The organism is Blattabacterium cuenoti, assembly GCF_014251715.1.
Classification (GTDB): domain Bacteria; phylum Bacteroidota; class Bacteroidia; order Flavobacteriales; family Blattabacteriaceae; genus Blattabacterium; species Blattabacterium cuenoti_M.
The window spans coordinates 400,800-412,607 of record NZ_CP059198.1 but is presented as its reverse complement, the minus strand read 5'-3'; the positions used below and the strand labels follow the sequence as shown (position 1 = coordinate 412,607).

At 25.8% G+C, this 11,808-nt stretch carries 14 protein-coding genes; 13 read left to right on the top strand and 1 reads right to left on the bottom strand.

The window, feature by feature from the left end:
* Window positions 1-17: 17 nt before the first annotated feature.
* Complete coding sequence (gene dnaK, locus H0H59_RS02030; protein ID WP_185861971.1) at window positions 18-1,913, bottom strand: molecular chaperone DnaK; 1,896 nt, start codon at window positions 1,911-1,913, stop codon at window positions 18-20.
* 198 nt (window positions 1,914-2,111) lie between these two features.
* Between dnaK and rplM the strand changes: the two genes are divergently transcribed.
* The 13 genes from rplM to rplW all read left to right on the top strand — a co-directional run bounded on the left by rplM (window position 2,112) and on the right by rplW (window position 11,806).
* Entirely contained in the window at window positions 2,112-2,558 is a 447-nt protein-coding gene (gene rplM / locus H0H59_RS02025) for a 50S ribosomal protein L13 (protein ID WP_185861970.1), read from the top strand.
* Between the two features lie 3 nt (window positions 2,559-2,561).
* Window positions 2,562-2,951, top strand: a complete 390-nt coding sequence (gene rpsI, locus H0H59_RS02020; protein WP_394798648.1) for a 30S ribosomal protein S9 — start codon at window positions 2,562-2,564, stop codon at window positions 2,949-2,951.
* Between the two features lie 13 nt (window positions 2,952-2,964).
* The gene (gene rpsB, locus H0H59_RS02015; RefSeq protein WP_185861969.1) at window positions 2,965-3,693 is read left to right on the top strand and encodes a 30S ribosomal protein S2; all 729 of its coding nucleotides are present in this window, start codon (window positions 2,965-2,967) and stop codon (window positions 3,691-3,693) included.
* A complete protein-coding gene (gene tsf / locus H0H59_RS02010) occupies window positions 3,690-4,505 on the top strand; it encodes a translation elongation factor Ts (protein ID WP_185861968.1) in 816 nt (271 codons plus the stop codon). Before rpsB ends, tsf begins: the two co-directional genes overlap by 4 nt.
* A gap of 19 nt (window positions 4,506-4,524) precedes the next feature.
* Complete coding sequence (gene gpmI / locus H0H59_RS02005; protein WP_185861967.1) at window positions 4,525-6,042, top strand: 2,3-bisphosphoglycerate-independent phosphoglycerate mutase; 1,518 nt, start codon at window positions 4,525-4,527, stop codon at window positions 6,040-6,042.
* 17 nt (window positions 6,043-6,059) lie between these two features.
* Window positions 6,060-6,887 (top strand): type I methionyl aminopeptidase, encoded by an 828-nt coding sequence (map, locus tag H0H59_RS02000; protein ID WP_185861966.1) that lies wholly within the window; start codon window positions 6,060-6,062, stop codon window positions 6,885-6,887.
* Between the two features lie 66 nt (window positions 6,888-6,953).
* Window positions 6,954-7,328, top strand: coding sequence for a 30S ribosomal protein S12 (gene rpsL / locus H0H59_RS01995; RefSeq protein WP_185861965.1), 375 nt, complete (start codon window positions 6,954-6,956; stop codon window positions 7,326-7,328).
* A gap of 3 nt (window positions 7,329-7,331) precedes the next feature.
* Window positions 7,332-7,808 carry a 30S ribosomal protein S7 gene (gene rpsG / locus H0H59_RS01990; RefSeq protein ID WP_185861964.1) on the top strand — a complete coding sequence of 159 codons (477 nt, stop codon included), beginning with the start codon at window positions 7,332-7,334 and terminating at the stop codon, window positions 7,806-7,808.
* 14 nt (window positions 7,809-7,822) lie between these two features.
* Window positions 7,823-9,925: an elongation factor G gene (fusA, locus tag H0H59_RS01985; protein ID WP_185861963.1), complete on the top strand. Its 2,103-nt coding sequence runs from the start codon at window positions 7,823-7,825 to the stop codon at window positions 9,923-9,925.
* Window positions 9,926-9,927: 2 nt separating this feature from the next.
* Window positions 9,928-10,233, top strand: coding sequence for a 30S ribosomal protein S10 (gene rpsJ / locus H0H59_RS01980; protein WP_012840772.1), 306 nt, complete (start codon window positions 9,928-9,930; stop codon window positions 10,231-10,233).
* 2 nt (window positions 10,234-10,235) lie between these two features.
* A complete protein-coding gene (gene rplC / locus H0H59_RS01975; RefSeq protein WP_185861962.1) occupies window positions 10,236-10,883 on the top strand; it encodes a 50S ribosomal protein L3 in 648 nt (215 codons plus the stop codon).
* Window positions 10,858-11,487 (top strand): 50S ribosomal protein L4, encoded by a 630-nt coding sequence (gene rplD / locus H0H59_RS01970; RefSeq protein ID WP_185861961.1) that lies wholly within the window; start codon window positions 10,858-10,860, stop codon window positions 11,485-11,487. The genes rplC and rplD overlap by 26 nt, the downstream gene beginning before the upstream one ends.
* Before the next feature lie 34 nt (window positions 11,488-11,521).
* Window positions 11,522-11,806 carry a 50S ribosomal protein L23 gene (gene rplW, locus H0H59_RS01965; RefSeq protein WP_185861960.1) on the top strand — a complete coding sequence of 95 codons (285 nt, stop codon included), beginning with the start codon at window positions 11,522-11,524 and terminating at the stop codon, window positions 11,804-11,806.
* Window positions 11,807-11,808: the final 2 nt, after the last annotated feature.

Here is an 11,808-nt window from a genome sequence, read left to right as displayed (position 1 = left end):
ACTCCCTTTATCAAACATTATTTTACTTCTTCATAATCTACATCTTGAACATTTTCATTTCCTTTATTACTTTTTCCTTCATTTCCATTTTCTTTTTTATCTGATTTTTTATTTTTTTCCGTATAAAGTTCTTGTGAAGCATTAATCCAAGCTTCATTTAATTTTTTAATATTGCTATCAATAGCAGTAAAATCTTTTTTAGAATGAGCTTTTTTCAATTGTTCTAGATAATTTTTTATATTTTTTTTATTATTTTCTGATAATTTATTTTCATAATCTTTTAATTGTTTTTCAGTTTGAAATATTTGATTATCAGCAGTATTTAATTTTTCTATTTCTATTTTTGTTTTTTCATCTTTTTGAGCATTTTTTTTAGCTTCTTCTTTCATTTTTTCTATTTCTTCTTGATTTAATCCTGAAGAAGTTTCAATGCGTATGAATTGTTCTTTACCTGTTCCTTTATCTTTTGCCGATACATTCAAAATTCCATTAGCATCTATATCAAAAGTTACCTCTATTTGAGGAATTCCTCTAGGAGCTGGCGGGATATCAACCAAATCAAATCTACCTATTTCTTTGTTATCATTAAACATAGGTCTTTCACCTTGTCCAACACGTATAGTAACGGCGGACTGATTATCTGCTGCAGTAGAAAATACTTCAGATTTTTTAGTAGGAATAGTCGTATTAGACTCAATAAGTTTTGTAAAAACTCCTCCTAAAGTTTCAATTCCCAAAGATAAAGGAGTAACATCTAATAGCAATACATTTTGCACATCTCCCGTTAAAACTCCTCCTTGTATAGCAGCTCCAATAGCTACTACTTCATCAGGATTTACCCCTTTAGATGGTTTTTTCTTAAAAAATTTTTCTACTTCTTCTTGAACTTTTGGAATACGAGTAGATCCACCTACTAAAATAACTTCATCTATCTCTTTAGTGTTTAAATTAGCATCTTCTAATGCTTTAAAACAAGGAGAAATAGAACGTTGTATTAATTTTTCTGATAGTTGTTCAAATTTTGCACGAGTTAAAGTTATCACTAAATGTTTAGGACCGGATTCCGTAGCTGTAATATATGGAAGATTTATTTCTGTTTGATTGGAAGAGGATAATTCTATTTTAGCTTTTTCAGAAGCTTCTTTTAAACGTTGCAAAGCCATAGGATCTTTTCTAAGATCTAACCCTTCTCTAGATTTAAATTTATTTGCTAAATAATCAATTATTACTTGATCAAAATCATCTCCTCCTAGATGAGTATCCCCATTGGTAGAAAGTACTTCAAAAACCCCATCTCCTAATTCTAAAATAGAAACATCAAAAGTCCCTCCTCCTAAATCATATACTACTATTTTTTTATTTTGATTGCTTTTATCTAAGCCATAAGCTAAAGCAGCTGCAGTAGGTTCATTTATAATTCTTTCTACTTTTAATCCAGAAATTTCTCCAGCTTCTTTGGTAGCTTGTCTTTGTGCATCATTAAAATAAGCAGGAACTGTAATAACAGCTCTGTTCACTTCTTCTCCTAAATAATCTTCAGCTGTTTTTTTCATTTTTTGCAAAATCATTGCAGAAATTTCTTGTGGGGCATATAATCTTTTTTCTATATCTACCCTAGGTGTATTGTTCCCTCCTTTTATTACTTTATAAGGAATATGTTTTAATTCTTCAGCAACTTCTGAAAACATTCTACCCATAAATCTTTTAATTGAAAAAATAGTTTTTTGTGGATTTGTTACCGCCTGTCTCTTTGCAGGATCTCCTATTTTTCTTTCTCCACCTTCTACAAAAGCAACTATAGATGGAGTGGTTCTTTTTCCTTCTGAATTAGGTATAACAATAGGATCATTAATTTCCATAACAGCAACACAAGAATTTGTTGTTCCTAAATCTATTCCTATAATTTTACTCATTTTTATTACGTTTTGTTCATATTAATTAGTCATTCAATAGCTCATCAATCATTATGCCATAATGAAAATAAAACCTATAAATAAAAGTAGGAGAATGTATGACAATAAAAAATTTTTAAAAGAAGTTGTTTTCATGACAAAAAGTCTTTTTTTAAAGTTTTTTAAAATTTCTTATATTACAAAATAAAATAAATTACTATGGATTCATTAAGTTTTAAAACGGCTTCAGCTAAAAAAAAATCTATAGAAAAATCATGGATAATAATGGATGCAACTAATCAAATTCTTGGCAGATTTTCTTCTAAAATTGCTTCAATTATAATAGGTAAACATAAATCTTTTTTTTCTCCACATGTAGATTGTGGAGATCATGTGATAGTCATAAATTCCAATTATATTAAACTTACTGGAAAAAAATGGGATAAAAAAAAATATATTTACCATACTGGATATCCAGGAGGAAAAAAAACAATTATTGTTAAACATTTATTTAATAAAGATTCAAGAAATTTGATATACAGAGCTGTAAAGGGAATGCTACCAAAAAATCGTTTAGGACGTTTAATTTTTAAAAATCTTCACGTATATAAAAAATCAGAACATAATCATCAAGCTCAAAAACCTATTTTATTCAAATCAAATTAAATTATGATATATCATTCAATAGGAAGAAGGAAAAGGTCTCTTGCACGTATATATTTAAAAATAAAAAAATTAGAAAATGGATTAATTACTATTAATTCTAAAAAATTAGATCAGTATTTTCCAAAATATGTTCATCAAAAAATTTTATATCCAATAAAAATTGTAAATAAATTAGATCAGTTTGATATAAATATTAAAGTTTTTGGCGGTGGATTTCATGGTCAAGCAGAAGCAATACGTCTAGCAATATCTCGTGTGCTTTGTAAGATTGATATAAAATATAGAAGTAGATTAAAATCTGAAGGATTATTAACACGTGATTCTAGAGAAGTAGAGAGAAAAAAATTTGGTCAGAAAAAAGCAAGAAAAAAATATCAATTTTCAAAACGATAAAAAAAAACTATAAATGAAAATTAATACTGAAGATTTATTAAAAGCTGGAGTTCATTTTGGACATATTGCAAAAAAATGGGATCCTAACATGCGTTCTTTTATTTTTATGAAAAAAGGAGGAATTCATATTATAGATTTATCAAAAACAATTTTAAAATTAAAAGAAGCTTGTGAAGGATTAAAAAAAATAGCAATAACTGGAAAAAAAATATTATTAGTTGGAACAAAAGCTCAAGCTAAAGAAAAAGTATATTTTTATGCTAAAAGCATAAATATGCCTTGTATAACAGAAAGATGGTTAGGTGGATTCCTTACTAATTTTACAACTATTCGTAAATCCGTTAAAAAAATGAATAGTATAGAAAAAATGAAAAAAAATGGAACTTTTAATACTTTATCTAAAAAAGAAAAATTATTAGTTAATAGATTATATAATAAATTATATAAAAATTTAGGAAGTATTTCTAATATGACCCATATCCCAGGTGGTATTTTTTTAGTAGATCCAAATAAAGAAAAAATAGCTTTTACAGAAGCTAAAAAATTAAATATTCCTATTTTTGCAATGGTAGATACTAATACAAATCCTAATGAAATTCATTATCCTATTCCCTCTAATGATGATTCATCCAAATCTATAGATATTATTTTAAAATTTGTAACAAAAGCAATTCAAGATGGAATTACCATAAATAAAAATGAACGTGAAGAAAAAAATTTTATAAATAAAAAATTATCATGAAAGTTTCTGCATCTCAAATTTATAAACTTAGAAAAATAACAGGAATTGGGATTATGGATTGCAAAAAAGCTTTAATTACTTCCAATGGGAAGATAGATGAAGCTATTCATATTTTAAGGAAAAAAGGAGAAAAAATAGCAATAAATAGACCATTTTCAAAAATGGAATATGGTGCTATTATTTCTACTATAAATTTTGATTATTCTTATGGAACTATTATAGGACTAAGTTGTGAAACGGATTTTCTTTCAAAGAATAACGAATTTTTGAATTTTTTATCTATTTTATCTAAAAAATCATTATCATACAAAAATAAAGAAGATTTTTTATCTAGTTTTTTTGATGAAAAAAATAGTATAAAAAAAATGATTGTACATAAAATAGGAGTTGTAGGAGAAAAATTAGAGTTAAAAATTTTTGATAGAATAGATTCTACGTTTGTGATGAATTATACACATTACAATAATAAAATTGGAGTTTTAGTTGGTTTTTCTGATAAAATAAATATATCTATGGCTAAAAATATAGCAATGCATATCGCAGCTATGAATCCCATAGCTATAGATGAAGATAATATTCCAAATTTTTTAATAAAAAAAGAAATTGAAATTATTAAAAATCAAGTAAAAAAAGAAATAAAATCAGAAAATGTAATAAAAAAAATGATTAAAGGGAAAATGAAAAAATTTGTATTTGATAATACTCTTCTTCATCAAAAATTTATAAAAAATGAAAAAATAACTATTCAAGAATATTTAAATCAATGTAATAATAGTATAAAAATAACTTTTTTTAAAAGAGTAAGTATTTAAAAAAAAGAATAATATACTAATGAATAAATTAATATTAATAATTTTGGATGGTTGGGGAATTTCTAAAAATAATTATTCTTCTGCTATAAAACAAGCATCTACTCCATTTATTGATTTTTGTTGTAAAAATTATCCTTTTAGTAAATTAAATGCTTCAGAATCTTATGTTGGGTTACCTAAAGGTCAAATGGGAAATTCTGAAGTTGGACATATAAATTTAGGATCTGGACGGAAAACAATTCAAAGTTTAGAAGAAATAAATATTTCTATTCAAAGTGGTATTTTTAAAAAAAAAATTAGCACAATATTTGATAATATTTATAATAAAAAAATTCATTTAATTGGATTATTATCAGATGGTGGGGTTCATTCTCATATGAATCATCTTTTTGCTTTACTTAAAATTGCTTATCAAAAAAGAATAAAAAATATTTTTATACATATTTTCACAGATGGAAGAGATACATCTCCAAAAAAAAGTATTTTTTATATTAAAGAACTTTTAAAAAAAACTAAACAATACGTTGGAAAATTATCCTCTGTTATTGGAAGATATTATTCTATGGATCGTGATCATAGATGGGAAAAAACTAAAAAAGCATATGATGCGATGGTTTATTCAAAAGGGACTTATACTAAAGATATTTTTTTATCTATAGAAAAATCTTATGATAAAGGAGAAACAGATGAATTTTTATCTCCTTTTATAATTGTTGATGATCAAAATATTCCTATTTCAAAAATTGAAAATGGAGATGTAGTTTTTTGTTTTAATTTTCGTCCGGATCGTTCAAGACAAATAACAGAGCTGTTAATAGGATATCATAATAATTTTTTTTATAAAAAATTAAATTTATTTCGTTATATAACTATGACCTCTTTTAATCCAAAATATAAAAATATTGATGTTATTTTTAATAAAAAATGTTTATCAGATACTTTAGGAGAAGTATTAGAAAAAGAAGGTAAAAAACAAATTCGTATTGCTGAAACAGAAAAATATCCACATGTTACTTTTTTTTTTTCAGGAGGAAGAGAAATTCCTTTTGATAAAGAAATGAGAATATTATGTGAATCTCCTAAAGTTCCTACTTATGATTTAAAACCTGAAATGAGTGCAAAAAAAATTGTAGATAAAATTATTCCTGAGTTAAAAAGAAAGGAATCAGATTTTATTTGTTTGAATTTTGCAAATCCAGATATGGTAGGACATACTGGAAAAATGAAAGAAACAATAAAAGCCTGTGAATTTGTTGATAAATGTACTAAAATTTGTTCTCAACAAGCAATAAATAATTCATATACAGTTATTATAGTAGGAGATCATGGAAATGCCGATTATATGATTAATCCAGATGGTAGTCCTCATACAGCTCATACTTTATCTTTAGTTCCTTTTATTATTTTAGATAAAAAAAAAAATATTTTTTTAAAAAAAATTGGAAATTTATCTGATGTAGCTCCTACAATTCTACAATTAATGAAATTGCCTATTCCTTGTATTATGAATGGAAATTCTATGATTATAAAAAAATAATAAAAAATAATTGTATTTTGATACAGGTAAAAACTATTGAAGAAATCATTTTAATTAAAAAAAGTGCTTTTTTAGCTTCTAAAACATTAGGTATGTTAGCTAAAGAAGTTAAACCTGGCGTAAATACTCTTTATTTAGATAAACTTGCAGAAAGTTTTATACGAGATAATGGGGGAATTCCTGCTTTTTTAGGATTATATGATTTTCCAAATACTTTGTGTGTTTCTCCTAATTATCAAGTAGTTCATGGAATTCCTAATCAATTTTCTTTACGTGAAGGGGATATTTTATCTATAGATTGTGGAGTTTATATGAATGGATTTTATGGAGAACATGCTTATACTTTTGAAGTGGGAAATGTTTCAAAAAAAATAAGAAAATTTCTTAATTGTTCTAAAAAGTCTCTTTATATTGGAATTTCTAAATGTAAAAGTGGAAATAGTATTGGAGATATAGGTTTTTCTATACAATCTTATATTGAAAAGAATGGATATAATGTGGTAAAAGATATGGTTGGTCATGGTATTGGAAAAAAAATGCATGAAGAACCTCAAATTCCAAATTTTGGAAAAAAAGGAGATGGGATAAAATTAAAAAATGGATTCGTTCTTTCTATAGAACCTATGGTTAATATAGGTTCATCTAAAATTGTTTTTCATAAAGATGGATGGACAGTTACTACTTTAGATAAAAAAAAATCTGCTCATTATGAACATAATGTTGCTATTGTTGATGGATACCCATGTTTACTTTCTACTTTTCGTTATATATATGAAAAACTAAATATTAATTCTTTAGAAGAAAAGATTTTTCAAAATAGAAAAATTAATATTGATAATTTTTGAGTTTAATTTATTAATTAAATTGTAATTTTTTATTAAATAACATAATTTGCGTTTTAAATATAGAATATGCCTACTATACAACAATTAATTAGAAAAGGTCGTAGTTCAGTTATAAAAAAAAGAAAATCTATTGCATTAGAATTTTGTCCTCAAAAAAGAGGAGTTTGTACCAGAGTTTATACGACAACTCCAAAAAAACCAAATTCAGCTATGCGAAAGGTAGCTCGTGTACGTTTTACAAATGGAAGAGAAGTTATTAGTTATATAATAGGAGAAGGTCATAATCTTCAAGAACATTCCATTGTACTTGTTAAAGGTGGTAGAGTAAAAGATTTACCAGGAGTAAAATATAAAATAGTACGAGGTGCTCGTGATACAGCTGGGGTAAATGGAAGAAAAAAAAGTAGAAGTAAATATGGGGCTAAAATAACTAAAAAATGAATAATGAGAAAAGTAAGAAAAAAAGTAAAAAATTATTTTCCTGATCCTAAATTTAATGATTCCCTTGTTACACGTTTTGTTAATCATTTAATGAAAAATGGTAAAAAAAATGTAGCATATAAAATATTTTATAATGCAATGAATAAAATAAATGAAATTAAGGAAAAAGAGGAAAAATCAGCATTAGAAATATGGAAAGAAGGATTAAAAAATGTAATGCCTCATATAGAAGTTAGAAGTCGTCGTATGGGGGGTTCTAATATTCAGGTACCTGTTCCTATTTCATCTAATAGTAAAATAACAAAAGCAATAAAATTATTAATATCTTGTGCATCTATTAGAAATGAAAAAACTATGGCAAATAAATTAGCTTTTGAAATATGGGCAGCTTTTCAAGAACAAGGAGAAGCTGTAAAAAGAAAAGAAAATATTCACAAAATGGCTGAAGCGAATAAAGCTTTTTCGCATTTTAGATTTTAGGTATTTTTATTATTATGACAAAAGATTTAAAATATACGAGAAATATTGGTATAGCAGCACATATTGATGCAGGAAAAACTACTACAACAGAAAGAATTTTATTTTATACAGGGATAAATCATAAAATAGGAGAAGTTCATGATGGTGCAGCAACTATGGATTGGATGCAGCAAGAACAAGAGCGTGGAATTACTATTACTTCTGCTGCTACATGTTGCGAATGGATGTATAAAAATAAAAAATATCAAATTAATATTATAGATACTCCAGGACATGTTGATTTTACTGTAGAAGTGGAACGATCAATGAGGGTTTTAGATGGGATGGTCGTTTTATTTAGTGCTGTAGATGGGGTTGAACCTCAATCAGAAACAGTATGGAGACAAGCAGATAAATATGGAATACCTAGAATTGCTTTTGTAAATAAAATGGATCGTCAAGGAGCTGATTTTTTTAATGTATGTTCTCAAATACAAAAAATTTTAGGTGCTAATTCAGTCCCATTACAAATTCCTATTGTAAATGAAGATAATTTTGTTGGAGTGATCGATTTGATATATAATAAGGCTATAATATGGGATGATAAAAATTATGGGATGACATATAGAGAAATTCCTATTCCAAATGAAATGAAAAAAGTGGTGAATAATCATCATAACCATTTAATTGAAATTTTATCTGAACATGATGATGTAATTATGGAAAAATTTTTAGTTAATAACTATTCAGAGGATGATATTATTCTTTCTTTGCAAAAGAATACAATAAAAATGAAAGTTATTCCTATTTTATGTGGATCGTCTTTCAAAAATAAAGGAGTACAAGCGGTATTGGATGCTATATGTAGATATTTACCATCTCCTTTAGATGTAAAAGATGTAGTAGGAATAAATCCTATAAATAAAAAAAAAGAAACTAGAAAACCTAATGATAATGAACCATTTTCAGCTTTAGCTTTTAAAATAGCAACTGATCCATTTGTAGGTCGTTTGGCTTTTTTTAGAGTTTATTCTGGAAAAATTGAATCTGGATCTTATAGTTTTAATTCTAGATCTGGTAGTAAAGAACGTATTTCTAGAATATATCAGATGCATGCAAATAAACAAAATCCAATAAATAAAATTGGAGCTGGTGATATTGCGGCTGTAGTAGGGTTTAAAGATATTAAAACAGGAGATACTTTATGTGATGAAAAATATCCAATTTTATTAGAAAATATATCATTTCCTGAACCAGTAATAGGAGTTGCAATTGAACCTAAATATAAATCAGATATAGATAAAATGAGTTTAGCTTTATATAAATTAATGGAAGAAGATCCAACTTTTCAAGTAAGGATAGATGATTATACAGGTCAAACTATTATTTATGGGATGGGAGAACTTCATTTAGAAATAATTGTAGATAGAATGAAAAGAGAATTTAAAGTTGAAGTGAATCAAGGTAACCCTCAAGTAGAATATAAAGAAGCTTTAACAGATATAGTAGAGCATAGAGAGATTTATAAAAAACAAACAGGAGGTAAAGGGAAATATGCGGATATTTTGTTTAGATTAGAGCCAGGAGATATTGATAAATCTGGATTGATCTTTATTAATAAAATAAAAGGAGGAAATATTCCTAAAGAATATATTGCACCTATAGAAAAAGGATGTAAAGAGATGATGAAAAATGGGCCTTTATCTGGATATGAAATAGAAAATGCTAAAATTACTATTTTAGATGGATCTTATCATTCTGTAGATTCTGATCAACTTTCTTTTGAAATAGCAGGAAAATTAGGGTTTAAAGAAGCTGCTAAAAAGGCTAAACCTGTTTTATTAGAACCAATTATGAAATTGGAAGTTACTGTTCCAGAAGAAAATATGGGTGATGTTATAGGAGATTTAAATCGTAGAAGAGGAATAGTTCAAAATATGAGTAGCAGAAATAATATAAAGGTAATTCAGTCTTTGGTTCCATTATCTGAAATGTTTGGATATGTAACAGTATTGCGAACACTTTCTTCTGGTAGAGGTACTTCAGTAATGGAGTTTTCTCATTATGATACAGTTCCTTCAAATGTCATAGATAATATTATTATAGAAAAAAAAAACCGTAATAAAAAAACAAAATAGTTATGGGTCATGATATAAAAATTAAATTAAAGTCTTATGATTATAATTTATTAGATAAATCAGCTGAAAGAATTGTAAATTCAGTACTCCCTACGGGAGTAGTATTGAATGGCCCAGTTCCTTTACCTACTGAAAAAAAAATATTTACGGTATTGCGGTCTCCACATGTTAATAAAAAATCAAGAGAACAATTTTTTCTTCCTACTCATAAAAGACTTTTGCAAATTCATAATGCTTCTTCTAAAACAGTAGATGCTTTAATGAAGTTAGAATTACCTAGTGGAGTTGAAGCGGAAATAAAAGTATAAAAATGTCAGGATTAATAGGTAAAAATATAGGAATGACAAATATTTTTTTAGACGATGGAGAAAACGTCCCATGTACTGTTATACAAATAGGTCCTTGTTATGTAGTTCAAATAAAAACAATAGAAAATGATGGGTATTTTTCTATTCAATTAGGAATTGATGATAAAAAAATAAAAAAAACTAATAAATCTTTATTAGGTCATTTCAAAAAAGCAGGATTATCTCCAAAAAAAAAATTATTAGAATTTAGAGAGAATAATCTTTCTCATTTTAATTTAGGGAATTTAATTAATATAAATTTTTTTGAAGAAGGAGAATTAGTTGATATAAAAGGAATTTCTAAAGGAAAAGGATTTCAAGGAGTAGTAAAAAGACATCATTTTTCAGGTGTTGGTGAAAGAACTCATGGTCAACATAATCGTTCAAGAGCTCCTGGATCTATTGGAGCTGGATCAGATCCTTCTCGTGTTTTTAAAGGTAAAAAAATGGCTGGAAAAATGGGAGGAAAAAATGTAACTGTTAAAAATTTAAAAATTTTAAAAATAGATTCTTCTAAGAATCTTATAATTTTGAAAGGGGCAGTTCCAGGAAATAAAAATTCATATTTAATGATTAAGAAAAAAAATGAAATTAAAAATTTTAGATATTAAGGGAAATGACACTACTAAAAAAGTAGAATTTAATGATGATTTTTTTTTAAAAAAATCTTATAATCATTCTATGTATTTAGAAATAAAAAGATATTTATCTGCTCAACGTCAAGGAACACATAAATCTAAAGAAAGAGGGGAAATATCCGGAAGTACTAGAAAGTTGCATAGACAAAAAGGAACTGGAGGTTCTAGAAAAGGAGATATTAAAAATCCTATTTTTAGGGGAGGGGGAAGAGTTTTTGGACCAAAACCAAGAAAATATTTGATCAAATTAAATAAATGTACTAAAAATAGAGTAAAAAAATTTATTCTTGAGCAGAAATTAATACAAAATGAAATAAAAATAGTAGAAAATATTGAATTGAGTAAACCTAAAACTAAATTTATTTTAGAAGTATTACAATCTTTACAATTGAAAAATAAAAAATCATTAATGGTTCTTGGAGAAAAGAATAAAAATCTATATTTATCATCTAGAAATTTAGAAAATTTTAAATTATTAAATGTATATGAATTAGATTGTTTTTCACTATTAAGTTTTCCATATGTTATTTTTTCTGAGAATTCCTTAAAACAACTTCATAAGTTTTTGTCTAAATAATTATTAAAAATTTGTAAAATAGATTATGTAGATTATGAATTTAATAAAACCTTTTATTACAGATAAATCTTCCAAAGGAAATAAAAAAAATTGTTATATTTTTTCTGTCCACATCGATTGCAATAAAATTCAAATAAAAAAAGAAATAAAAAAAATATTTGGATTTTCAGTAAAAAATGTTCGAACTATGATTTATCCAAAAAAAGACAAATCTAAATACACTAAAAAAGGATTTCTTTATGGAAAAACTAATAGAATAAAAAAAATTATTGTACAATTTAATGAAAATCAAAAAATTGATTTTTTTGAGAAAAAATAAAT

Bases quoted from the DNA above. Each gene is read 5' to 3' on its own strand.
- fusA (WP_185861963.1), top strand. From the start codon at position 7,823: ATGACAAAAGATTTAAAATATACGAGAAATATTGGTATAGCAGCACAT.
- rpsJ (WP_012840772.1), top strand. From the start codon at position 9,928: ATGGGTCATGATATAAAAATTAAATTAAAGTCTTATGATTATAATTTA.
- dnaK (WP_185861971.1), bottom strand. From the start codon at position 1,913: ATGAGTAAAATTATAGGAATAGATTTAGGAACAACAAATTCTTGTGTT.
- rplM (WP_185861970.1), top strand. From the start codon at position 2,112: ATGGATTCATTAAGTTTTAAAACGGCTTCAGCTAAAAAAAAATCTATA.
- rplD (WP_185861961.1), top strand. From the start codon at position 10,858: ATGAAATTAAAAATTTTAGATATTAAGGGAAATGACACTACTAAAAAA.
- rpsI (WP_394798648.1), top strand. From the start codon at position 2,562: ATGATATATCATTCAATAGGAAGAAGGAAAAGGTCTCTTGCACGTATA.
- rpsL (WP_185861965.1), top strand. From the start codon at position 6,954: ATGCCTACTATACAACAATTAATTAGAAAAGGTCGTAGTTCAGTTATA.
- rpsB (WP_185861969.1), top strand. From the start codon at position 2,965: ATGAAAATTAATACTGAAGATTTATTAAAAGCTGGAGTTCATTTTGGA.
- tsf (WP_185861968.1), top strand. From the start codon at position 3,690: ATGAAAGTTTCTGCATCTCAAATTTATAAACTTAGAAAAATAACAGGA.
- rplC (WP_185861962.1), top strand. From the start codon at position 10,236: ATGTCAGGATTAATAGGTAAAAATATAGGAATGACAAATATTTTTTTA.
- rpsG (WP_185861964.1), top strand. From the start codon at position 7,332: ATGAGAAAAGTAAGAAAAAAAGTAAAAAATTATTTTCCTGATCCTAAA.
- gpmI (WP_185861967.1), top strand. From the start codon at position 4,525: ATGAATAAATTAATATTAATAATTTTGGATGGTTGGGGAATTTCTAAA.
- rplW (WP_185861960.1), top strand. From the start codon at position 11,522: ATGAATTTAATAAAACCTTTTATTACAGATAAATCTTCCAAAGGAAAT.